This window comes from Rhizobium sp. IBUN, assembly GCF_000510625.1.
GTDB classification, from domain to species: Bacteria; Pseudomonadota; Alphaproteobacteria; order Rhizobiales; family Rhizobiaceae; genus Rhizobium; species Rhizobium altiplani.
In genome coordinates this window covers 17,448-40,260 of record NZ_AZNV01000002.1, presented here as the reverse complement: position 1 = coordinate 40,260, position 22,813 = coordinate 17,448, and the positions used below count along the sequence as shown (strand labels likewise).

Sequence of the window (22,813 nt, the reverse complement as noted above, 5' to 3'; positions counted from 1 at the left end):
AGGTTCACTGCCCCCAGATTTCCCAGGCAACTGACGGTTAGCAATGGAAAAAAGCCTCGCGCGTTACATCTGGTCGAACACGCGGCTGCAGCAGCTCTGGATTTTGACAGTCGTTGCAGTCTCGATGATCCCCTACTTTCTGTCCTTCGACCTGCCGAAGCAGATCGTCAACGGACCGATTCAGGGCAATGGCTTCGAGGGCGAAGGCGCAACGCAGACGTTCATGCGGTTATCCTACACCTTACCGGTCATCGGCGAGGTAGAGTTCTTCAAGGGCCTCCAGCTTGACCGCCTGCAAATGCTGATGGGGCTCAGCCTCGTCTTCCTCGCGCTGGTCGTCCTGAACGGCCTCTTCAAATTCTACATCAACACCTACAAGGGACGGCTTGGCGAGCGCATGCTGCGCCGCATCCGCTTCGAGTTGATCGATCGGGTCCTCCGCTTCCCGCCGTCGCATTTCAAGCGCGTCAAGTCCGCCGAGATCGCAACGATGATCAAGGATGAAGTCGAACCGATGGGCGGCTTCACGGGGGATGCCTTCGTTTCGCCGGCCCTGCTCGGCGGTCAGGCGCTGACGGCGCTCGCCTTCATCATCGTGCAGAATTTCTGGCTCGGGATGATTGCCGCGGCGATCGTCGGCGTGCAAGCGGTGGTGATCCCGCGCATGAGAAAGCGCCTGCTCGAGCTTGGCCGCCAGCGTCAGCTGACAGCCCGCGAGCTGTCCGGACGTGTCGGCGAAATCGTCGACGGCATCGGCACGATTCACGGCAACGACACATCGAATTTCGAGCGTGCCGACATCGCCACCAGGCTCGGGCTGATCTTCTCGATCCGTTATGACCTCTACCAGTGGAAGTTCCTGGTCAAGTTCCTGAACAATTTCCTCGCCCAGGTCACTCCATTCCTGTTTTACGCAATCGGCGGCTATCTTGCGCTGCAGGGGCGACTGGACATCGGCCAGCTCGTTGCGGTCATCAGCGCCTACAAGGATCTGCCAGGTCCGCTCAAGGAACTGATCGACTGGGATCAGATGCGCCAGGACGTGCAGGTCAAGTATCAACAGGTTTACGAGCAGTTCAACGTCGAGCCGCTGATCGACGGCAAGATACAGGACATCTCGTCAGAAACGATCGGCGCCCTGACGGCTCCGCTGGTGGTCACAAACCTGACTGTGAGCGACGATAGCGGCGCGCGGCTGGTCGACCACGTCTCGGTCGAAATCAAGCCCAACGAAACGGTCGCGATTGTCGGCCCGAACTCGAGTGGTGCCGAAGCCTTCGCGGAAGCCCTCGGCCGGCTTGTGTGGCCGGATTCCGGCCGCGTGACGATCGATGGCCATGACCTTCTCGATCTGCCTGAATCCATTACCGGCCGGCGCATGTCCTACGCCTCCGCTGACGCCTACTTCTTCCACGGAACGCTCAGGGACAATCTGCTTTACGGCTTGAAGCATGCGCCCTTGCGGGAGCCGCAGTATGACGGCAAGGAGGCTCTTGAAGCCAAGTGGCATGCCGAGGAGGCCGTCAAGGCCGGCAACCCGACAATGGACATCAACAGCGACTGGGTGGACTACCAGGCCGCCGGCGCGACCGGCCCCGAGGATATCCTGACGGCAATCCGTCCTGTGCTCGATGCGGTCCTCATTTCACAGGACATTCTCGACCTGGCGCTTCGATCGACCGTCAACACGAGCGTGCATGTGACGCTTGCCGGACATATCGTCGATCTGCGTACGGCACTTCGCAAGCGCATGCAGGAGTCGGAGCTCGGCAATATCGTCGTGCCGTTCGATTTCGATGCGTTCAATCCGCAAGCCACTGTCGGCGAGAATTTGCTCTTCGGCTCGATGAAACGGCCGATGATGAACAATCGCCGGCTGGCGGCTCACCCCTATTTCCAGGCGCTCTTCCGCGACACCGGCCTCAGCGACGATCTCTATGCCATGGGTCTGGAGATCGCGGAGAATGCCGTTGAACTCTTCCATGATCTGCCGCCGGATCACCCGTTCTTCCAGCAGCTGACCTTCATGACGGCTGACGATATCCCGACCTATCAGGCGCTGCTGCAGAAATTGCAGAGCCGACGGTTTGATGATGCAACGCCCGAAGAGCGCTCTGCAATCATCCGTCTCAGCTTTGCCTATATCGAGCCGAGGCACCGTTTCGGTCTTCTGACCGACGCGCTGATGGCCAAGATCGTGAGCGCCCGCAAACAGTTCCATGAGAATATTCCGGATGATCTTTCCGCCGTCATCGAGCGGTATGATCCGGAGGACTTCATCTCCTCGGCAAGCCTGATGGACAACGTCCTGTTCGGGCGCATCGCCTATCAGCAGGCTGACGCGTCCGACCGCATCCGGGCAATCATGGGCGAACTCTTCGACTCTCTCGAACTCTTCGACGACGTCTTGTCGATTGGGCTTGAGTTTGATGTCGGTTCTGGCGGCAAGCGCCTGACGATGGCGCAACGGCAGAAGCTGAACCTTGCCCGTGCGCTTCTCAAACGGTCTGACTATTTTGTCTTCAACCGGCCGTTATCCGCGCTCGACCAGCGTGTTCAGGATCAGATTACCCGAAATGTGGTCCAGGGATTGCACAAGGAAGGCGAACGGCCGGCCATCATCTGGGTGCTTTCGAACGCAAAACTTGCGGAATTGTTTGATCGAATCCTGCTGTTTGACCGCGGTGCGCTGGCCGAAGCAGGCAACTTTCCGGAGCTTTCCGAACAAAACGGTATGTTCAAGGAACTGTTATCGTAATATCCTAAAGAGGGACAATAAAGATGGTGCCCCCTTGCGAGGTGCCACGGTCAAGCGTCGCGCACCGGAAAGCGTGACGGGGGTAGTACGTAATGTTGTTGAGAGACGAAGTCGAAATGCTGCGGCGGGTGCCGATTTTCTCGCGAATTGCACCTGCAAAACTCAAATTGTTGGCCTTCACTTCTGATCGCATGACATACAACGTCGGGCAGGATCTCTTCCATCAGGGGGATCCGGGGGATGCAGCCTATGTCGTTCTGTCAGGAACGGCCGACATTCTTGTCCACTCACCTGCAGGTGACATCAAGGTCGCCGATGTGGTGCCCAACTCCATCGTCGGTGAAATCGCCATATTGTGCGACGTCTCGCGCACCGCGACGATTCGCGCCACCTCGCCGCTGGAAGTGTTGCGCATCAGCAAGGAGCACTTCCTGAAATTGCTGAGCGATTTCCCCGAAATGGCTGTCGAGATCATGCGCGTGTTGGCAGACCGTCTGAACCATACAACAGCGGAATTGACCGCAGCGCGCGCGGCGAAGCAGCCGCAGGTAGCCGCGATATAGCGATTTCATCATCTCTGGATGCAAAGGCCTGCCTACAGAAACCTGAGGCAGGCCCTTGCTGCTTTTCGTGACTTTGGAACAGATCCTGTTCAATCCGGGTCATATCTGCAGCCCCGGTAGTTTGCGCATTCTGCAGGTGTCCAGACGCTGCTGGGGTGCGTTCGCGGCACAGCGAACGAACCTCGTAAACCAGCGCAGCGACGTGTCGAGCTGGTCGCGGATCGCTCTCAGCTTCGGCCGATCGGGGTCGCGATCAGCACATCGTGGTCAACGCTCGCCAATATCATCCTCCGCCCTTCGTATTCCGCAAGCCGATGCAATAGGCGGGGATCCAGGACTTCGACGGGTGCGAACGCCCGCCCGTGTTTTAGAACGGACGGCGTTCACTTTAAATTGGCCGGACCATGCGTCAAAGATGGTCGCATGAGCGAGCATGTTACCGACAGCGCCCTGATTGACCGCTTGCGCGGGACGTGTACTTCGAGGGAAGCGGGTGTCTCGCTTGCGTGCCGCACGGCGGTTGGAAATAACGACGTTCCGACCCTTGCGCCTTACCGGCAGGACCGCGCCGTTTTTCTGGGATGAAGCGATGAACGGCAGGTTGTTCCTTCTTGAATGTTGAGAAAGTGTTGGCGGCGATCCTCAAATTGGCGAGGTTGTCGTTATGGACAACCTGTCGTCCGCAAAACAGCCGATGTGCGCGAGGCTGCCGCGCGCGCTGGGATCACTCATATTTTCCGCTGCTTTACTGGCCCGATCGCAATGCCATCGAAAGCCTGTTCGCGAAATTGAAAGCCATGTTGCGGGCCGGGCGGAGCGTACGGTAGATGGTTAGGGAACGCGGTTGGCGCGATCCCCATTCCCGTTTGCAGATTGCACAACCTACTTCAGAGCTGCAGGTTGGAGACCCGGATTGAACAGGGTCTTTTCTACTCGCGCTGTTCGAGCGCCCTGCTGAAGGCCAATGCCGCAAGCGTGCAGACCGCGCCGGACAGCAGGTAGTAGCCAACGAAAGGCAGACCAAAGTGGCTGGACAGTGTCAGCGCGACGAGCGGGGCAAAGCCGGCGCCGACGAGCCAGGCAAGGTCGGAGGTAAAGGCCGCACCGGTATAGCGATAACCTCTGCCGAAGCGCGACGAAATCGAGCCGGTCGCCTGGCCAAAGGACAGTCCGAGGACGCCGAAGCCGATGATCACGAATGCACTCTGTCCCCCGGAGCCGGCTGCCATCAGGAGCGGACCGACAAAGCTGAAGATCGCAATCAGCACGGCACAGATCGCAAGCTGCGCACGCCTGCCGATGAGGTCTGCGATCATGCCGGAGACGACGATCGCGACGAGACCGACCACGGCGCCAATGATCTGCACGACCATGAAACCGCCGATCGGCTGAGTTCCGTAAAGATACACCCAGCCCAGCGGGAAGATCGTCACCAGGTGGAACATCGCGAAGCTCGCGAGCGGCACGAAGGCGCCGAGCAGGATGTCGCGACCATGGATACGCACCACGTCGCGGATCGGTGCCGCCTCGAGCTCGTGCTGTTCCAGTGCGGAGCCGAATTCGGGCGTCATGACCAGACGCAAACGCGCAAACAGCGCAACCACATTGATCGCAAAGGCGACAAAGAATGGATAGCGCCAGCCCCAGCTCAGGAAGTCCTCACTGGACAGATTGGCGATGAAATATCCGAAAAGCGCGCTTGCCAGCGCAAAGCCGATCGGGGCACCGAGCTGCGGGATCATCGCATACCAGCCGCGGTGGTTTGGCGGGGCGTTGAGTGCCAGCAGCGACGCCAGGCCGTCCCATGCGCCGCCAAGCGCAAAGCCCTGCCCGAGCCGGAACAGGGCAAGCAACGCGATCGACCAGGCTCCAATCTCGCTGTAGCCTGGCAGGAAAGCGATCGAAGCTGTCGAGCCCCCAAGCAGGAACAATGCAATGGTCAGCTTGGCGCCGCGGCCATAGAAACGGTCGATGGTCATGAATACGAGCGATCCCACCGGGCGCGCCAGAAATGCGAGCGAAAAGATCGCAAAGGAATAAAGCGTTGCCGTCAGTCGATCGGGCGCGAAAGGAAAGACAAGCTGAGGGAAGACCAGCACGGATGCGAGGCCATAGACAAAGAAATCGAAAAATTCGGACGCGCGCCCGATGACGACGCCCATCGCGATACTGCCTGCTGATATCGGCTTGTCGGCATGAATTCGCCGCGCGTCCTGCTCCATCGATGTGGACGATGGTCCGTAGTGTGTTGTGCCTGCCATTAAATGCCTCCCTCGTTGAGGCACCCTGTGGCAAAGCGCCTCACCAGCGATCTTGATCAAACCACTGCGCTTATCAAGTCCGATCGACACAAATAGTTCATCATCCGGCTTGAAAATCAGATGTGGATGAAAAATCACGGTCATGCCGCGAAATCGGTCTGCAAAAGACTGGCATGATCGGCGTGTGCGGATATATTAGCCCCTCAAAATAGATTGTGCGCAAGAATCCTTCGAATTTTCCTCAGGATTTTGACATCCTGCGCCACGTGCCTTATCCCGCAGTGCGGCATTTCTGCTGCACTGCGACCAAACACCTCATGTTGCTATCAGGTACGGTGCTTTAGTCGCGGTCTGGACGAAACAACAAGAGCATAGAGACGTGCAAAAACTGCCAAAGTTTTCCCGCCATCTCCTCATTCTGCCCCTGCTTCTGACGCTGGCGGGATGCAATTTGGTGGTCATGTCGCCTTCGGGCGATATCGCCATGCAGCAACGCGACCTGATTATCGTGTCGACGGTTTTGATGCTGCTGATCATCGTTCCGGTGATCTTCCTGACGCTGCTGTTTGCCTGGCGTTATCGCCGTTCCAATACGGCTGCCACCTATGATCCGGAATGGCACCATTCCACTCGTCTCGAAGTGGTCATCTGGTCAGCACCGCTGGCCATCATCATCGCGCTCGGGGCCATCACCTGGATCAGCACGCACAAGCTCGACCCATTTCGTCCGCTCGATCGGATTGACGCCGAGCGCGCCATCCCGGCCAATACCAAGCCGCTGACCGTCGAAGTCGTCGCACTCGACTGGAAATGGCTGTTCTTCTATCCCGAACTCGGGATTGCGACCGTCAATGAAATGGCAGCGCCAGTCGATGTTCCGATCAGCTTCAGGATCACCTCCTCGTCGGTCATGAATTCCTTCTACGTGCCTGCGCTTGCGGGCCAGATCTATGCAATGCCCGGCATGGAGACCAGGCTTCATGCCGTCATCAACCAGGAGGGCATCTTCGACGGCTTTTCGGCCAACTATAGCGGCGCGGGTTTTTCCCACATGCGCTTCAAGTTCCATGGCGTAAACCAGCAGGGCTTCGACCAATGGGTTGCGCAGGTCAGGGAAAAGGGAACTGCGCTCAACAGGGATACCTATCTCAAGCTCGAACGGCCGAGTGAGAGGGAACCGGTGCGTTACTTCTCGATCGTCGACAAGGATCTCTTCAACGCGATCCTCAACATGTGCGCGGCCCCCGGTCAGATGTGCATGAACGAAATGATGCACATCGACCGGATGGGTGGCGGCGGCAAGGAAAGCGCCGAAAATCGCGAGAAGCTGCTCTACGACAACCGCCACTCCGATCAGGCCGGTGGTGGTCACGAGACGCCTGCGGGCCAAAGCCCCGATGCCAGCGAAATCAAGCCGGCAGACGCTCAAAACGGCGCCGGCCAGTCTGGCGACACGCAGACGATGCCAGGAATGCAGCATGACGGGCACACAATGCCCGGCATGGACCACGGCACCGGCAGCGACCCGGCGCCTGCGCAATCAAACAGCAATTAGACCTGGCGCTTTGCGTCGATACGACATCAATGAACGGGTTCATCCATGTTTTCCAATCCTGACCTCCTGAAGTTCATCTTCGGTCGGTTGACCCTAGAATCGATCCCCTATCACGAGCCGATCCTGGTCGTGACCTTTGCGGCAGTCGCACTTGGCGGCATCGCGCTTCTGGGTGTTGTTACCTATTTCAAGCTTTGGGGTTATCTCTGGCGCGACTGGCTGACGAGCGTCGATCACAAGAAGATCGGCATCATGTACGTCATCCTGGCGCTCATCATGCTGCTGCGCGGCTTTTCCGACGCGATCATGATGCGTCTGCAACAGGCAATCGCGTTCAACGGATCCGCCGGCTACCTGCCGCCGCATCACTACGACCAGGTCTTCACGGCCCATGGCGTCATCATGATCTTCTTCATGGCCATGCCGTTCGTCACGGGCCTGATGAACCTCGTCGTGCCGTTGCAGATCGGCGCCCGCGACGTTTCCTTCCCGTTCCTGAACAATTTCTCGTTCTGGATGACGACCGCCGGTGCGATCATCATCATGATCTCGCTCTTCGTCGGCGAATTCGCCCAGACCGGCTGGCTTGCCTATCCGCCGCTGTCGGGAGCCGCCTATAGCCCGGGCGTCGGTGTCGACTATTACATCTGGGGTCTGCAGGTGGCCGGTGTCGGCACGACGCTATCGGGCATCAACCTGATCGCGACGATCGTGAAGATGCGCGCACCCGGCATGAGCTTCATGAAGATGCCGGTCTTCACCTGGACCGCGCTCTGCACCAACATCCTGATCGTCGCGACCTTCCCGATCCTGACGGCGACGCTGGCGCTGCTGTCGCTCGACCGTTACGCCGGCACGAACTTCTTCACGAATGATCTCGGCGGCAATCCGATGATGTATGTGAACCTCATCTGGATCTGGGGCCACCCGGAGGTCTACATCCTCGTGCTGCCGGCATTCGGCATCTTCTCGGAAGTCGTTGCCACCTTCTGCGGCAAGCGTCTCTTCGGCTACGCCTCGATGGTCTACGCCACCTGCGTGATCATGATCCTGTCCTACCTCGTCTGGCTGCACCACTTCTTCACGATGGGTTCGGGTGCCAGCGTCAACTCCTTCTTCGGCATCACCACGATGATCATCTCGATCCCGACAGGGGCGAAGATGTTCAACTGGCTGTTCACGATGTACAGGGGACGCATTCGCTACGAAGTGCCGATGCTGTGGACGCTCGGCTTCATGGTGACCTTCGTCATCGGCGGCATGACCGGCGTTCTGCTCGCCGTTCCGCCCGCCGACTTCGTGCTGCACAATTCGCTCTTCCTGATCGCCCACTTCCACAACGTCATCATCGGCGGCGTGGTGTTCGGCCTGATGGCTGGCGTCACCTATTGGTTCCCGAAGGCGTTCGGCTACAAGCTCGATCCGTTCTGGGGCAAGATGTCCTTCTGGTTCTGGCTGATCGGCTTCTACTTCGCCTTCATGCCGCTCTACGTGCTCGGCCTGATGGGCGTCACGCGCCGCGTGTCGCAGTTCGAAGATCCGTCGCTGCAGATCTGGTTCATCCTTGCCGCCTTCGGCGCCGTCCTGATCGCGATCGGCATCGCCAGCTTCATCATCCAGCTCGTCGTCAGCTTCTTCAAGCGCGAGGAGTTGCGGGATACGACCGGTGATCCCTGGGATGGCCGCACGCTGGAATGGTCGACCTCGTCGCCGCCGCCGGACTACAACTTCGCCTTCACGCCCGTCGTCCACGACCATGATTCCTGGTACGACATGAAGGCGCGCGGCTATGCCCGTCCGCTGGAAGGCTTCAAGCCGATCCACATGCCGAAGAACACCGGAACCGGTGTCATCCTCGGCGCGATCAGCGTCGTGCTGGCATTTGCCCTCATCTGGTACATGTGGTGGCTGGTCGTGCTTTCGTTCGTCGCCATGATCGCCGTCGCGATCGGCCATACCTTCAACTACAATCGCGACTTCTATATCCCCGCCGAAGAAGTCACGGAAACGGAACGCAAGCGTACCGCGCTGCTTGCCGAGCAGGTGTAAGACCATGAGCGATGCTGTGATCGACAAGGCAGACAAGCCTGAATTCTACCTCACCGAGGAGCACCATCCGGAAGGCAGCACAATGCTGGGCTTCTGGCTCTACCTGATGAGCGACTGCCTCATCTTCGCGGTGCTGTTTGCAACCTTCGCCGTCCTCGGCCGCAACTTTGCGGCCGGTCCTTCGCCGGCCGATCTCTTTGATCTGCCGCTGGTGGCGATCAACACCTCGATGCTGCTTCTGTCCTCCATCACCTACGGCTTTGCGATGCTGCAGATGGAGCGGCAGGAGAAGGGCGCCACACTCTTCTGGCTGGCCATTACCGGCCTCTTCGGCCTGGCCTTCCTTGGGATTGAACTCTACGAGTTCTCGCACCTGATCCACGAGGGCGCAGGTCCAACCCGCAGTGCCTTCCTGTCCGGCTTCTTCACGCTGGTCGGCACGCATGGTCTGCACGTCACCTTTGGTATCGTCTGGCTGATCACCCTGATGGTGCAGGTGTCGATCCGTGGCCTGATCCCGGAAAACCGCCGCCGCCTGATGTGCCTGTCGATGTTCTGGCACTTCCTTGACGTCGTCTGGATCGGCGTCTTCTCCTTCGTCTATCTTATGGGAGTCCTCGGATGACCTCTAACGCACCAGTAACCGAGGACGCCCACGAAGCCCATCATGGTCACAGCCATGGTCATGTGGCCGCCCACGGCACCTTCAAGAGCTATATGATCGGCTTCGTGCTGTCGGTTATCCTGACAGCGATCCCGTTCTGGCTGGTCATGGCCGGCGTCTTCGAAAATCCATCGGTAACGGCCGCATGGGTCATGGGGCTCGCGGCCGTCCAGATCGTCGTTCATATGATTTTCTTCCTTCATATGAACCCGCGCTCGGAAGGCGGCTGGACGATGATGGCGTTGATCTTCACGCTTCTGCTCGTCGCCATCGCGCTGGCCGGCTCGCTCTGGGTCATGCATCATCTGAATACGAACATGATGCCGATGAGCCCGGAAATGATGAAGAATATGCCCTAAAGGCAGGAGCGGGCGGCGGTGACGCCGCCCGCCAAGGTTTTCTGGCAATGGCCGACATCCCCTCCGAGAAAGCACAAAGACAGCATACTGCCGCTGGGCTTGCGATATTCTGCGGTCTCATGCTGGTGCTGATTGCAGCACTGCTTGCGCTTGGTGTCTGGCAGGTCGAGCGGCTTTCCTGGAAAGAGGATCTGATTGCCCGCGTCGATCAGCGCGTCGATGCGGAGCCGGTTCCCGCGCCAGTGCGCGCACAGTGGGGACAGGTCAGCCGCGCCAATGACGAATATCGCCATGTGACAGCCGAAGGGATCCTGCAAAACGACAGGGAAACGCTGATCTACGCGTCGACGTCGCTCGGGCCCGGCTATTGGGTGATCACCCCGCTCAAGCTGGCCGACAGCACCTCGATCCTGATCAACCGCGGTTTCGTCCCGACGGAAAGGCGCGATCCGGCAACACGCAGCGAAGGGCAGATTGCAACCCCGGTGAAAATCGCCGGACTGCTGCGGATTACCGAGCCTGGAGGCACGCTGGTCAAGTCCAATGATCCGGCCAATGATCGCTGGTATTCACGCGATGTCGCCGCGATCGCCGATCGTCGCGGCGTGGCAGATCCCGCCCCCTACTTTATCGATACTGATGCGACGCCAAACCCAGGCGGCCTGCCGGTCGGTGGGCTGACGCAGATCGCCTTCCCCAACAACCATCTGGTTTACGCGATCACCTGGTTTGCGCTTGCGGTCATGGCCATCGGACTGCTCGCTTTCGTCGTCCGCGGCGAGTTGCGCGCGCGTCGATCCTGATCAGACGGCCCTGCTCCGGGGATAGAAGCGCTCAGCCATATGTTCGCCGACCGCATAGGCCTGGCTGACGATCTCGGGTACGAGGTCGATGTCAGGCAGACTGCCGAGGCCGAGGGGCCCGACGGCAAACAGTCCATCGACCGTTGATCCATCCTCAAGGCAGGGCTGGCCCCGCTGATTGACGGCAAGCCCGAGCGACAATTCGTCTGCCAGGGCCAAACCTCCGCTCACAAGGCTTGCCAGCAATGGCGAGGTCAGTTGCGGCGCGCGGCAGCGACAATCCAGGATACGCTCGGCATGAACGATCTCGTCGGTGTGGGAGCCGGCGGGCCGGAAGAAGAGACCGCTCAGGCCCTGCCGACCCACGATGCCACGGCGCAGTACGGTATTGCCACTGACGAGCTCGCTTTGGAGACGGGCGTAGATGGCCTCCGGCAATCGGTTGCGGTGGCTGTCATAGATCGCCCGCAAGTGCCGGTTGAACTGATGCTTCTGATGGGCTGGCAGCGCGCGCCACAGAGAGCGGGCGTGTTTGCGCAACCCGTTCATGACTGATTGCCAGCTTCTGCCTTCGTGCTCTGCCTCGCGGCAGGCCGTGCGGATGAAACGCAGGATGTCAGGGAGGTTTGTTGGCAGCGCGTCGGCCGGAAAAACCGGGTCGGCGGAGTTCGGCGTATGGCTCTGCGGCAGGAAGCCATGTCGGGAAAGGATGGTAACCTGCCCCGCGTAGCCGGCGTCGCGCAATTGCAGGAGCTGATCGACAACCCTGATGCCGCTGCCGAGAAGGACCGTGTGTGGGCGCGCGACCAGGCGCTGGGCTCTCACCTGCGACGGCTCCTGCTCAGTCTCCTCGGTTTCCGGCAGGCCATAGCCAGTGGCCAGTATGACGGTGTCGAACAGGGGATTGGCTGGATTGGCGCTTTCGAGGAGGAAACGGTTGCCGTGGCTCTTGCGGATCGCCACAACCGGTTCATGGCACACCTGAACCGTAATGTCTTTGCGGGTGGACAAGGCTTCAGAGAAGCGCTGGTAGACGTAGTCGCTGAAAATGTCTTTCGGCACGAAGATCTGGCGAAATCCCGGGATCGCCGCAGGTACGGCGGCGCGGAATTCCGCGTTGCTACAAAGCCAGTCGTTGAAATCATCCGTATCGCCCACGGAGACGGAAAGATCGCGAACACGCGTATTCAGGATCGTCGAGGTCCGCGCCGACGAGAGTGCCTGTCCTCCGCTCACCGAAGAGTTGGGGTCGAAGAGTTGCAGATGAAAAGGCAGGCGCACTGTCTTCATCAGCGCGATCGCCATCATCATTCCGGAAAAGCCGCGGCCGACAATGGCAAAACGCGGCATGGCGGAGATCTTTGCTGCCGCCGCTGACTTCGAAGAAAACAGGCCTTGAACCGTCATCTCAACTCCCTTGCGACCGTCTGCGCATCGTGTCTCGATTGGTTTCAACGCGGGAAAAAACGCTCGCGCGTTGCGCTGGTTCACGCGGTTTTGAACCGCCCTATAGTCTATCAAACTGGTCGTGTATCAAAGCGCCAAAAGATGATTTAGGCAAGCCTTTGTTCCGAGTGCCAGCATCTGGAGCGGATAAGTGTCTGAAACCGTTTTGACATTTCAAGACGCCATGGGCGGTCAAAATGGTGCGTCCTTGTCCCTGTTGCACTCACGATAAAATAACCAGTTGGTGAATTCTTGACTTGAAGGGCCGAAAGGAATCGGCAAAAGTAAGGGCGCTAATCAATCCCTTCATGGATTCGACGTCTTTCCGGACCAGCGTCCGACCACACCTCTGTTTTGGAATATGACCGTGAGCAGCAATGCTTTAACACGCACGACGAAGCCATCCGCTTCGATGGCGAAGGCGACCGCGGCAGGCTGGGGCAAGGGCCTCTTTACGCTCGTCCGCATCACCGTCATGGCGTTCCGCCATCCCTGGCAATCCGGTTTCGCCATCGGCGCAACCCTTGTCGCCTCGACCTTCCAGCTGATGATCCCGCGTCTGCTCGGTCGGGCGGTCGACCACACGCAGGTTGCGATGGAAGGCGGCCAGGCGGGACAGATCGCACAGGATGCGCTGCTGACCACGGCGCTGATGCTGCTCGGCGCCAGCGTTCTGCGTGGCATCTTCACGATGATCCAGAACTACTACAGCGAGAGCGTCGGCCACCACATGGGCTACGAACTGCGTCTTGCCTGTTACGAGAAAATCCAGCGCCTTTCCTTCAGTTTTCATGACAGCGTCCACTCTGGCGATCTGATCACCGTCGGTCTGCTCGACCTCGAAGGCGTGCGCATGTATTTCTCGACAGCGCTGGTGCGTATGGTGCTGTTGACCACGCTGATCGGTATCGGCGCCTACATGCTGCTTTCCACCGATGTCGTCCTCGGCTTGCTTGCCTTGAGCTTCGTGCCCTTCGTTGCCTGGCGTTCCTCGGTCACGCAGTTGCGGTTGCGCGCGACGTGGCTCGACCTGCAGGAGCGGCTGTCGGTGCTGACCCGGATCATGGAGGAAAATCTCGGCGGCATCCGCGTGGTCAGGGCCTTTGCCGCGCAGGCGCACGAGATGATGAAGTTCGAGGGCGCTTCCAAGAACGCCTTGGCGCTCGCCCACCAACGCGTCGGCATCCGTGTCATCAATACCAGCGCCATGACCTTCTCCTTCTTCGCTGCCATGGGCCTCGTCCTCTGGGTTGGCGGCGGCAAGGTGATGGCTGGCGAGATGACGGTCGGTACGCTTACGTCGTTCCTGACCTTCATGACGATCCTGCAGATGCCTGTCCGCCAGCTCGGCCTGATGGTCAACGCTTTCGCCCGCGCCTCCACCTGCGGCACCCGGCTGTTCAACCTGCTCGACCTCGAAATTGCCGTGCGGGATGCCCCTGACGCCAGGGATCTGGCGCTGACCGATGGGACGCTTCGCTTCGAGAATGTAAGCTTCGCCTATCCGAGCTCACCGATGCACGAGGTCCTGAACAACGTCTCCTTCGAGGCAAAGCGCGGCGAGACGATCGGCATCGTCGGGCCGCCCGGCAGCGGGAAGTCGACGCTTGCGCATCTGATCCCGCGCTTCTACGACGTCACCACGGGCAAGATCACCATTGATGGACAGGATATCCGCAAGGCGACGCTGCAGTCGCTTCGTCGTGCGGTCGCCGTTGTCCAGCAGGACTCCTTCCTGTTCACAACCTCGATTGAAAACAACATCGCCTATGGCGACCCCTGGGCAAAGGAAAGCCGCATCGAGCGCGCGAGTGAAAGTGCCCAGCTGCACAACTACGTGCTCGGCCTGCCGACCGGCTACGGCACGGTCGTTGGAGAACGCGGTGTGTCGCTCTCGGGAGGACAGCGCCAGCGCCTGTCGATCGCCCGTGCCCTGATGTTGAAACCCGCCGTCATGGTCTTCGATGATTCAACGGCGGCCATCGATGCGGCCACCGAACAGCGCATTCGCTCCGCGATGCGCAAGTACGCGGCTGATCGCGTGACCATCATTGTTGCGCATCGCCTGAGCTCGCTGATGCATGCCGACCAGATCCTGTTCTTCGAGAACGGGGAAATCGTCGAACGCGGCACGCACGAGGAGTTGCTGGCCGCGGGCGGGCGCTACAAGGCGCTCTACGATCTGCAGGTACGGCCGGGCGATGAGGCGCTTAGCGCCTAGGGAGGAATGAAATGGCCGAGGAACTGGAAACCGAACGCTCCGACGTTCGCGAGGATGGGCGCCGACCGCCGCGCGCCGTCGTTGGCTCGCATCGCATTGAAGAGGAGATGTTCGGCAAGGCCTTCGACGGCAACATCATCAAGCGCATCTGGGCGTTCGTGCACCCATACCGCAGGCAGGTTCTGCTATCGGTCGCTGCCGTCCTGACGTTCACGGCCATGCAGCTGCTGATCCCGCTGATCATCCGCTACGCGATCGATCACGGCATGCAGCCGGGTGGAAGTCATCAGGCGCTGACCTTCGCGATGATCGCCTTTCTCGCCGCGATCCTCATCAACTACTGCGCCAGTTACTGGCAAGAGACGCTGGTGGGCAACGTCGCGGAAGAGGTGCTCTTCGACATCCGCAAGGCGATGTTTTCGCATCTCCAGCGGGTTTCGCTCTCCTTCATGGACAAGACCGAGGTCGGCCGTCTCATGTCGCGCCTGCAGGGCGACGTCAATTCGATGCAGGAGTTCCTGGAAACGTCGGTCCTGTCTGTCGGCGATATCACGCTTCTGTTCGGCATCGTCTTCGTCATGCTCTATCTCGACTTCAAGCTCGGTCTTCTGACGCTCTCGGTCCTGCCGATCCTGTTTGTCGTTCGCCTCTTCTGGCTGCCGCTGGCGCGCAAGTCCTTCATGGCAGCACATGAGACCAATTCCGTTGCCGCAGGGGCGCTGGCCGAGGCCATCCACGGCGTGCGCGCCGTCCAGAGCATGGATCGCCAGGGCGTCAATTTCACGCTCTATGACGACAAGGCCAGGGCAAACCTGAAGGCACACCTGACGGCAGCGCGCTATGCCCAGGTGATGGTGCCGATCGTGGATTCCCTGACCGGCGTTGCCATGGCGCTTGTCATTGTCGTTGGCGGTGCACGCGTTCTCAATCAGGCGCTCGATGTCGGCGTGCTCGTCGCTTTCCTGTTTTACATCCAGCGCTTTTTCGATCCGATTCGCTCGTTGACGCTGCAATATTCGGTGATGCAGCGCGCCATGGCCTCCGGACAACGACTGACCGAGGTTCTTGATGTTCCCGTCGAAATCAGGGATGCGCCTGACGCAAAGGAGCTTTCCGCCGATATGGATGGCTCCGTCGAGTTTCGCGATGTGGTTTTCGGCTATCATCCCAAGCACCCGGTCCTGAAGCATGTAAGCTTCAAGGTGAACCCAGGCGAAACCGTTGCGCTTGTCGGGCCAACCGGTTCCGGCAAGTCGAGCTGCATGTCGCTGATCCATCGCTTCTACGATGTTCAGCAGGGACAAGTCCTGGTCGGCGGGCATGATGTGCGCGACCTGACACAGGATTCGCTCGGCAACCAGATCGCTATGGTTCTCCAGGAGCCGTTCCTGTTTACGGGCACGGTGTTCGAGAACATTCGCTATCACAAGGTGGAAGCGACACGCGAACAAGTCATCGAGGCGGCCAAGGCGGTCGGCGCTCATGACTTCATCATGCGCCTGCCGCAGGGCTACGACAGCATGCTCGGCGAGCGCGGCGGCAATCTCTCGCTCGGCCAGCGCCAGCTTTTGAGCTTTGCCCGTGCGCTGGTTGCCGATGCTAAAATCCTGGTGCTGGACGAAGCAACCGCCAATATCGACAGCTATACCGAGATGCTGATCCAGAAGGCGCTCGTCAAGCTGCTCGAAAACCGAACAGGGCTGGTCATCGCACACCGCCTCGCCACCATCAGAGAGGCGGACCGCATCATCGTCCTGCAGAATGGCGAGCTGATCGAAAGCGGTAACCACCAGCAGCTGATGAAAAACCGCAAGCTCTATTCGCGGCTCTATAACCTGAACTACGCGTCCTTTGACGATATTCCGGATGCCGTGCTCGAAGAGACGACGGCGAACGGTTCAGCGACTTAAAATCAAGCCTTCCAAGCAACGTCACTATTCGAAGAGGAGAATCTTCCATGGATTACCGCAAGCTTGGCCATAGCGGAGCAATTGTAACCGCCTACTGCCTCGGCACCATGACGTTCGGTGCGGAGGCCGACGAAGCTTCCTCGCACAAACTGCTCGACGATTACTTCGCCTGGGGCGGAAACTTCATCGACACAGCCGACGTCTACAGTGCCGGCAAGTCGGAAGAGATCATCGGGCGATGGCTGAAGGCGCGCCCGAGCGAGGCAAAGCAAGCCGTGATCGCGACCAAGGGACGGTTTCCGATGGGGTCAGGTCCGAACGACATCGGCCTTTCGCGCCGCCACCTGAACCAGGCGCTTGACGCCTCTCTTTTGCGCCTCGGCGTCGAGCATATCGATCTCTATCAGATGCATGCATGGGACGCACTGACCCCGATCGAGGAAACGCTGCGCTTCCTCGACGACGCTGTCTCTGCCGGAAAGATCGGCTATTACGGCTTCTCCAACTATGTCGGATGGCAGATCGCCAAGGCAACCGAAATCGCCAAGGCACGCGGCTACACTCGTCCGGTAACGCTGCAACCGCAGTATAATCTGCTGGTGCGCGACATCGAACTGGAAATCGTCGCGGCATGCCAGGATGCCGGCATGGGTCTACTGCCGTGGTCACCGCTCGGCGGCGGCTGGTTGACGGGCAAGTACCGGCGCGACCAGACGCCGACGGGCGCTACCCGCTTGGGGGAGAACCCGAGCCGCGGCATGGAATCCTACGCCCAGCGGAATGCGCAGGAGAGGACATGGGCGATCATCGAGACGGTAGAGGCGATCGCCAAGGCCCGTGGTGTCAGCATGGCACAGGTCGCCCTTGCCTGGACGGCAGCGCGACCAGCGGTAACATCCGTCATTCTCGGAGCCCGTACGAGCGAGCAGCTCGCAGACAATCTCGCTGCTGCAAAGCTTCTGCTTTCCGAAGAGGAAATGACGAAGCTTAGCGATGTCAGCCAGCCGCATGTGGCCGACTATCCCTATGGGGCTGGCGGCACAAACCAGCGCCATCGCAAGATCGAAGGCGGGCGGTAGGATTGGTGGGCGGCCGGAATTTTCCGGCCGCCTTGTTCTTCAGAGGCGCACGCCGCTCGCGTCGTCGAAGAGGTGCAGTTGCGACGGATCGACGGTCACGCCGACCGTTTCGCCTGCGCGTGCTGTTCCCCGGCCCGTCTCGACGATCGTCAGCTCGGGGATTGTCGCCGCCGTGACGAAGGTGGATGAGCCGGTGGATTCCACCACGGCGACAGGCACATCGAAGGTGCCCTGCCCCGGTGCGGTTACGCCGATGTGCTCGGGACGAATGCCGGCAGTCACCTTGCGACCCGGCTGGATCTGATGGTCGATCGCGATCTTGTGCTTCACGCTGCCGAGATCGATGGTCAGGCTCCTGCCGTTTTCGCCTGCTACCGCAGGGATGAAGTTCATGGCCGGTGAGCCGATGAAACCTGCAACGAACTTGTTGGCGGGCTTGTCGTAGAGATCGAGAGGCTTGCCTTGCTGCTCGATCACGCCTTCGCGCATGACGACCACATGGTCGGCCATTGTCATGGCTTCGATCTGGTCGTGGGTGACATAGACCGAGGTGGCATGCAGACGGTCGTGCAACGCCCGGATTTCCTTGCGCATGTGAACACGCAGTGCGGCATCGAGGTTGGAGAGGGGCTCATCGAACAGGAATGCTTTCGGATGGCGGATGATGGCGCGGCTCATTGCAACGCGTTGGCGCTGGCCGCCGGAAAGCTCGCGCGGGTAACGCTTCAACAGATGCGACAAGCCAGTTGTAGCAGCGACCTCCTCCGCCGCCTTTTTGGCTTGCGCCTTGGCGACGCCGCGAATGCGCAGGCTGTAGGTCAGGTTCTCCTCGACGGTCATGTGCGGATAGAGCGCGTAGGACTGGAAGACCATGGCGACATCGCGCTTGCGCGGCGGCACGTTGTTCATCAACTCGCCGGCGATCTTCAACTCACCCTCAGAGATACTCTCAAGGCCTGCGAGCGAACGAAGCAGTGTGGACTTGCCACAGCCGGACGGACCGACGAGTGCAACGAAGGTACCCTTTGCGATCGACAGGTTGATGTTCTTCAGGGCATGAAACGCGCCGTAGTGCTTGTTGACGCCGCTGAGCTCGATCTGATTGGTCATTTAAGGGCTCCAGAGGTGAGGCCGGATACGATGCGGCGCTGCAAGAGAACGAAGATGGCGAGGATCGGCGTCACATACATCGTGGCGTAGGCCATGATGTTGTTCCACTCGTTGGTGTTCGGTCCCATGAAGGAGTTGAGACCGACACTCGCCGGCTGAAGCTCGGCAGCCTGGATCATCGACTTCGAGTAGACGAACTCACCGAATGCCTGCATGAAGATGAGGATCGCGCTCACGAGGATGCCATTGCGGGCAAGCGGCAGCACGATGCTGAAGAAGGCACCGACGCGGCTGTTGCCATCGACCAGCGCGGCCTCCTCGAGTTCCATCGGCACCGCCATGAAGGTGGCGCGCACCAGGACGACGAAGAAGGGCATGCTCTTGGCGGCGATCGCGAAGATGACGGCAAGGCGCGGATAGTCGAGCATGCCCAGTTGCGAGAAGCCGACGAAGATCGGGGTCACCATCAACGATGCCGGCAGGACCTGCAGCATCAGGATCATGAACAGACCGATATCGACCCAGACGTTGCGGTAGCGCGCCAGAACATAGGCGCAGCCGACGCCAAGAACGGTGATCAGGGTAACGGCGCCGACGGCGATGACCAGCGAGTTCCAGAGATACCGGCCCATGCCGCGGCTTTCCCAGACATAGCCGAAGGTTCCCCATTGCGGGTCGCCCGGCCAGAAGCTCGGGGGCGTTGCGAACATCTCGGACCCGCCCTTGAGGGCCGTGATGTACATCCAGTAGAGCGGGAACAGATAGATCGCTGCCATGAGGATGGCGATCACGAGCATAAGGCGGTTGCGTGTCGTATCGCTCATCCGCGCACCTCATGACGTGTGGAGCGGACATAGACGACCGAGGCGAACATGACGAAGATGATCATGATGACGGAGATGGTCGCGCCCTTGGCGAAATCATACTGGCGGAAGGACAGGTCCCAGGCCCAGTACTGCGTGACGTTGGACGAGTTGTTCGGGCCGCCCGAGGTGATGGCGGCAAAGAGATCGAACTGCTGCAGCGTGAAGATCAGCCCAAGTGCGATGATGGCGCCGATCGTGGAACGCATCATCGGCAGTGTGATCGTCCAGAAGCGTTGCCAGGCATTGGCACCGTCGAGTTCGGCGGCTTCATAGAGGTCACCGGGGATGCCGGACAGGCCGACCGACAGCAGGATCATGTTGAAGGCAGTCCCCAGCCAGACATTGGCGATGATGACCGCATAGAGCGAAAAATGCGGATCGGAGCGCCAGAAGATGTTGCTACTAATGATGCCGCTCTCCTTCAGGATGAAGTTGAGGACGCCGAAATCGCCCGAGAGAATCCAGTTCCAGATCGCTCCGACGACAAGGCCGGGCATGACCCAGGAGACGAGAAACAGGCCGCGCAGCCATGAGGCGCCGGGGAAATTGACCCAGAAGAACAGCGCCAGGCCAAATCCGATCAGAAACTGACCTGCGATCGAGCCGACGACGAAGATCACCGTATTGCCGAGGATCGGCCAGGTTTCCGGCTGGGCAAAGAGATCGGTATAGTTCTTGAAGCCGACGAAGGGGCGCGAGAAGGTTCCGAGGCTGAACATGTCAACCTCCTGGAAGCTCATCACCACATTGTAGATGAGCGGCAGTCCCGCCATCAGGAACAGGAAGGCCAGCGGAAAGGCGACCAGGGTGATGTCGAAGCCGCGGCCGTCTCTGACGCTTGAAAGAATCCGTTTCATCGATCCTCCGATACTCCGAACGGGGCTGCCTGAAGCTTGCGCTGCAAGACAGCCCCTGCCGGGAGGAAATGGTAGGGATGGCCCGAAAGCCATCCGGTTATGCAGAGTGGATTAGCCGAGCACAGCCTTGATCTTGTCGGCAGCCTGATCGAGCGCGTCCTTCGGGCTCATCTGGCCGGTCAGGGCAGCCTGGATTGCGTCCTGGATCGCCTTGGAGATCTTCGGCCATTGCGGATTCGGGCCGCGAGGCTTGGCGTATTTCAGCTGTTCGATGAAGACCTTCAGCGCCTCATCCTTGAGCTTCTCGCCGGTTTCCGGGATGGTGATGTCGGAACGGGCCGGAAGCTGGCCGTAGTTCTTGAACATCTTGTCGTCCTTCGAGGCAAAGAACTCCAGTGCCTTGAAGGCTTCGGCCGGATGCTTCGTGCTGGAGAAAATAGCCCAGTTGAAGTCGCCCATTGCCGAGGAACGCTCAGCGCCTTCCTTCGGAACCGGAAGCAGGGCAACGCCCCAGTCGAACTTCGCCTCCTTGGTCATGCGGTCGAGTTCCCAAGGACCGGAGATCGCCATCGCGGCATTGCCGGAGTTGAAGGTGCCGGTCGAATCCCACTGGCCGCGCGTCAAGGTGTCCGGAGAAGCAAGCTTCTCGTCCATGATCGTCTTCCAGGTTTCAAGGGCCTTGACCGCGCCTTCGGCATTGATGTTCTGATAGCCGCCGCCCGCCATCTGGGCCCAGGGAAGGAACTGGAAGGTGCCTTCCTCGTTTGCCTTGGCCGAGAAGGCGAGACCATAGACGTTCTTTGCGGGGTCGGTCAGCTTGCGGGCATCCTCGACAAGCTCGTCCCAGGTCTGCGGCGGCTTGTTCGGGTCGAGGCCCTTCGCCTTGAACATGTCCTTGTTGTAGTAGAGCGCGATCGTGTTGGTCGCCTTCGGCACGCCGTAGTACTTGCCGTCCCATTCGACCGACTTCAGCGGACCTGGGAAGTAGTTATCCGGCTTGATGACCGAGGATCCCTTGATCATGTCGGTAATGTCGAGGAAGGCCCCGCGCGAAGAGAACATCGCGTGCTCGGGGTTGTCGACGGCGATGATGTCAGGGGCCTGGCCGGTGGCATAGGCGCGCATGGCCTCGGTGACGACATCATCGAACTGGATCAGACGATATTCGATCTTGATGCCATTGTTCTGGGCGTTGAATTCCTTGACGAGGTTCGGCGCCGGCTGGATGTCCTTGTCCAGCGACCAGAGGGTCAAGGTGACGTCTTCGGCCTTGGCGGCCAGGCCGAAGAGAGAAACGCCTGCGAGCGCCAAGGCGCCGATCATTGCAAACTTGCGGATACCCATAGTTCTCCTCCTTTGTGGTTATCCTGTCGGAAGCCGGCGATTCCTCCTCGCCGGCCGCGATGTCATCAAACCGGATCGACGACGAAATCGGCGCCCCGGGCATGCTTGAGATGGTTCAGCGCATAGACCTGACCGGTCATTTCCAGCGCGTCGCGATAAACCGGGTCGTGCCAGCCTTCGATATCGATCGAACCGGACCAGCCGGCAAGCCGCAATTCGGAAATGATGTCCGTCCAGTTGCTGTCGCCGAAGCCCGGCGTACGCATGAAGACGAATTTCTCCTTGCCGAAAATGCCATGTTCCTTGATGACGTCCCAGCGGATCGTCGCGTCCTTGCCGTGCACGTGGAAGATCTTCTTGGCCCACTTGCGGATCTGCGGCAGCGGCTCGATCAGATAGACCATCTGATGGCAGGGCTCCCACTCAAGGCCGATATGATCGTCCGGCGTTTCGTTGAAGATCAGTTCCCAGGCATCCGGGTTGTGCGCGATGTTCCAGTCGCCAGTCGCCCAGTTGCCGTCCATGGCGCAGTTTTCGAACGCGATCTTGACGCCCTTGTCGGCGGCGCGCTTTGAAAGCTCGCTCCAGATTTCCTTATAGCGCGGCAGGCTGTCGGTCAGCGGCTTGTTGCGGATTCGACCGGTAAAGCCGGCAACGCAGGTTGCGCCGAAATGGTGAGCATTGTCGATGCAATCCTTCCAGCCCTGCAGCGTCTGCAGGTCGATGTCGGTCGTTTCCAGCGGATTGCCGAACATGCCAAGCGTCGAGATCGTGATGTCACGGTCACCGATGGCGTCGCGTGAGCGTTTGCCGAGTTCGGCCAGATCCTGGCCGTTGGTCGTCTGCCAGAAGAAGGGTTCGAAGCTTTCAAAGCCCATATCGGCAATCTGGCCGATGCGCTTGTCGGCGCCGCCCTTAGAGGCGCTGACCATGGTGCCGATACGAATGGACTTGGCGGGGTTGCTCAC

Annotated in this window: 17 protein-coding genes; 10 read left to right on the top strand and 7 right to left on the bottom strand. The window is 59.8% G+C overall.

Translation table 11 applies throughout. From position 1 onward, the window contains the following. Positions 1–43 precede the first annotated feature (43 nt). Both RHIBUN_RS0102235 and RHIBUN_RS0102230 read left to right on the top strand, forming a co-directional pair. Complete coding sequence (locus tag RHIBUN_RS0102235) at positions 44–2,758, top strand: ABC transporter ATP-binding protein (RefSeq protein WP_025658245.1); 2,715 nt, start codon at positions 44–46, stop codon at positions 2,756–2,758. A 92-nt stretch (positions 2,759–2,850) separates the two neighbouring features. Next, positions 2,851–3,321, top strand: coding sequence for a Crp/Fnr family transcriptional regulator (locus tag RHIBUN_RS0102230; protein WP_025658244.1), 471 nt, complete (start codon positions 2,851–2,853; stop codon positions 3,319–3,321). A 929-nt stretch (positions 3,322–4,250) separates the two neighbouring features. Here RHIBUN_RS0102230 and RHIBUN_RS0102225 read toward each other — a convergent pair. Then, positions 4,251–5,582 (bottom strand): MFS transporter, encoded by a 1,332-nt coding sequence (locus RHIBUN_RS0102225; protein ID WP_025658243.1) that lies wholly within the window; start codon positions 5,580–5,582, stop codon positions 4,251–4,253. A gap of 379 nt (positions 5,583–5,961) precedes the next feature. On the opposite strand from RHIBUN_RS0102225, the gene cyoA reads away from it, so the two are divergent. Genes cyoA through RHIBUN_RS0102200 form a run of 5 tightly spaced genes read left to right on the top strand, consistent with a single transcriptional unit; the run spans position 5,962 to position 11,012 of the window. Further along, positions 5,962–7,137, top strand: coding sequence for a ubiquinol oxidase subunit II (gene cyoA, locus RHIBUN_RS0102220; protein ID WP_025658242.1), 1,176 nt, complete (start codon positions 5,962–5,964; stop codon positions 7,135–7,137). A 45-nt stretch (positions 7,138–7,182) separates the two neighbouring features. Beyond that, on the top strand, positions 7,183–9,186 hold the full coding sequence (gene cyoB / locus RHIBUN_RS0102215) for a cytochrome o ubiquinol oxidase subunit I (RefSeq protein WP_025658241.1): 2,004 nt from the start codon (positions 7,183–7,185) through the stop codon (positions 9,184–9,186). Between the two features lie 4 nt (positions 9,187–9,190). Next, positions 9,191–9,811: a cytochrome o ubiquinol oxidase subunit III gene (gene cyoC, locus RHIBUN_RS0102210; protein ID WP_018856668.1), complete on the top strand. Its 621-nt coding sequence runs from the start codon at positions 9,191–9,193 to the stop codon at positions 9,809–9,811. Continuing rightward, positions 9,808–10,209: a cytochrome o ubiquinol oxidase subunit IV gene (gene cyoD / locus RHIBUN_RS0102205; RefSeq protein WP_025658240.1), complete on the top strand. Its 402-nt coding sequence runs from the start codon at positions 9,808–9,810 to the stop codon at positions 10,207–10,209. Before cyoC ends, cyoD begins: the two co-directional genes overlap by 4 nt. A 47-nt stretch (positions 10,210–10,256) precedes the next feature. Further along, entirely contained in the window at positions 10,257–11,012 is a 756-nt protein-coding gene (locus RHIBUN_RS0102200; protein ID WP_025658239.1) for an SURF1 family protein, read from the top strand. Here the strand turns inward: RHIBUN_RS0102200 and RHIBUN_RS0102195 are convergent, their stop codons facing one another. After that, complete coding sequence (locus RHIBUN_RS0102195) at positions 11,013–12,419, bottom strand: FAD/NAD(P)-binding protein (protein WP_025658238.1); 1,407 nt, start codon at positions 12,417–12,419, stop codon at positions 11,013–11,015. A gap of 451 nt (positions 12,420–12,870) precedes the next feature. Here RHIBUN_RS0102195 and RHIBUN_RS0102190 point away from each other — a divergent pair, with 451 nt between their 5' ends. Genes RHIBUN_RS0102190 through RHIBUN_RS0102180 form a run of 3 tightly spaced genes read left to right on the top strand, consistent with a single transcriptional unit; the run spans position 12,871 to position 17,668 of the window. Further along, complete coding sequence (locus RHIBUN_RS0102190; RefSeq protein ID WP_025658237.1) at positions 12,871–14,679, top strand: ABC transporter ATP-binding protein; 1,809 nt, start codon at positions 12,871–12,873, stop codon at positions 14,677–14,679. An 11-nt stretch (positions 14,680–14,690) separates the two neighbouring features. Further along, positions 14,691–16,589 (top strand): ABC transporter ATP-binding protein, encoded by a 1,899-nt coding sequence (locus tag RHIBUN_RS0102185; protein WP_025658236.1) that lies wholly within the window; start codon positions 14,691–14,693, stop codon positions 16,587–16,589. A 47-nt stretch (positions 16,590–16,636) separates the two neighbouring features. Next, a complete protein-coding gene (locus RHIBUN_RS0102180) occupies positions 16,637–17,668 on the top strand; it encodes an aldo/keto reductase (protein WP_025658235.1) in 1,032 nt (343 codons plus the stop codon). A gap of 39 nt (positions 17,669–17,707) precedes the next feature. Here RHIBUN_RS0102180 and RHIBUN_RS0102175 read toward each other — a convergent pair whose 3' ends face one another. The 5 genes from RHIBUN_RS0102175 to RHIBUN_RS0102155 form a co-directional block, all read right to left on the bottom strand. Then, the gene (locus tag RHIBUN_RS0102175) at positions 17,708–18,778 is read right to left on the bottom strand and encodes an ABC transporter ATP-binding protein (RefSeq protein WP_025658234.1); all 1,071 of its coding nucleotides are present in this window, start codon (positions 18,776–18,778) and stop codon (positions 17,708–17,710) included. Next, entirely contained in the window at positions 18,775–19,602 is an 828-nt protein-coding gene (locus tag RHIBUN_RS0102170; RefSeq protein ID WP_025658233.1) for a carbohydrate ABC transporter permease, read from the bottom strand. The genes RHIBUN_RS0102175 and RHIBUN_RS0102170 overlap by 4 nt, the downstream gene beginning before the upstream one ends. Next, the gene (locus RHIBUN_RS0102165; protein ID WP_018856679.1) at positions 19,599–20,501 is read right to left on the bottom strand and encodes a sugar ABC transporter permease; all 903 of its coding nucleotides are present in this window, start codon (positions 20,499–20,501) and stop codon (positions 19,599–19,601) included. The genes RHIBUN_RS0102170 and RHIBUN_RS0102165 overlap by 4 nt, the downstream gene beginning before the upstream one ends. A gap of 111 nt (positions 20,502–20,612) precedes the next feature. Beyond that, on the bottom strand, positions 20,613–21,845 hold the full coding sequence (locus tag RHIBUN_RS0102160) for a sugar ABC transporter substrate-binding protein (RefSeq protein ID WP_025658232.1): 1,233 nt from the start codon (positions 21,843–21,845) through the stop codon (positions 20,613–20,615). Between the two features lie 65 nt (positions 21,846–21,910). Beyond that, positions 21,911–22,813 carry a sugar phosphate isomerase/epimerase gene (locus RHIBUN_RS0102155; RefSeq protein ID WP_025658231.1) on the bottom strand — a complete coding sequence of 301 codons (903 nt, stop codon included), beginning with the start codon at positions 22,811–22,813 and terminating at the stop codon, positions 21,911–21,913.

What these genes read in the sequence shown, in the direction of transcription:
- RHIBUN_RS0102165 (WP_018856679.1), bottom strand. Translation starts at nt 20,501, where the DNA reads ATGAAACGGATTCTTTCAAGCGTCAGAGACGGCCGCGGCTTCGACATC.
- RHIBUN_RS0102235 (WP_025658245.1), top strand. Translation starts at nt 44, where the DNA reads ATGGAAAAAAGCCTCGCGCGTTACATCTGGTCGAACACGCGGCTGCAG.
- RHIBUN_RS0102185 (WP_025658236.1), top strand. Translation starts at nt 14,691, where the DNA reads ATGGCCGAGGAACTGGAAACCGAACGCTCCGACGTTCGCGAGGATGGG.
- RHIBUN_RS0102160 (WP_025658232.1), bottom strand. Translation starts at nt 21,845, where the DNA reads ATGGGTATCCGCAAGTTTGCAATGATCGGCGCCTTGGCGCTCGCAGGC.
- RHIBUN_RS0102225 (WP_025658243.1), bottom strand. Translation starts at nt 5,582, where the DNA reads ATGGCAGGCACAACACACTACGGACCATCGTCCACATCGATGGAGCAG.
- cyoC (WP_018856668.1), top strand. Translation starts at nt 9,191, where the DNA reads ATGAGCGATGCTGTGATCGACAAGGCAGACAAGCCTGAATTCTACCTC.
- RHIBUN_RS0102180 (WP_025658235.1), top strand. Translation starts at nt 16,637, where the DNA reads ATGGATTACCGCAAGCTTGGCCATAGCGGAGCAATTGTAACCGCCTAC.
- RHIBUN_RS0102190 (WP_025658237.1), top strand. Translation starts at nt 12,871, where the DNA reads ATGGCGAAGGCGACCGCGGCAGGCTGGGGCAAGGGCCTCTTTACGCTC.
- RHIBUN_RS0102195 (WP_025658238.1), bottom strand. Translation starts at nt 12,419, where the DNA reads ATGACGGTTCAAGGCCTGTTTTCTTCGAAGTCAGCGGCGGCAGCAAAG.
- cyoB (WP_025658241.1), top strand. Translation starts at nt 7,183, where the DNA reads ATGTTTTCCAATCCTGACCTCCTGAAGTTCATCTTCGGTCGGTTGACC.
- RHIBUN_RS0102200 (WP_025658239.1), top strand. Translation starts at nt 10,257, where the DNA reads ATGGCCGACATCCCCTCCGAGAAAGCACAAAGACAGCATACTGCCGCT.
- cyoD (WP_025658240.1), top strand. Translation starts at nt 9,808, where the DNA reads ATGACCTCTAACGCACCAGTAACCGAGGACGCCCACGAAGCCCATCAT.
- RHIBUN_RS0102175 (WP_025658234.1), bottom strand. Translation starts at nt 18,778, where the DNA reads ATGACCAATCAGATCGAGCTCAGCGGCGTCAACAAGCACTACGGCGCG.
- RHIBUN_RS0102170 (WP_025658233.1), bottom strand. Translation starts at nt 19,602, where the DNA reads ATGAGCGATACGACACGCAACCGCCTTATGCTCGTGATCGCCATCCTC.
- RHIBUN_RS0102230 (WP_025658244.1), top strand. Translation starts at nt 2,851, where the DNA reads ATGTTGTTGAGAGACGAAGTCGAAATGCTGCGGCGGGTGCCGATTTTC.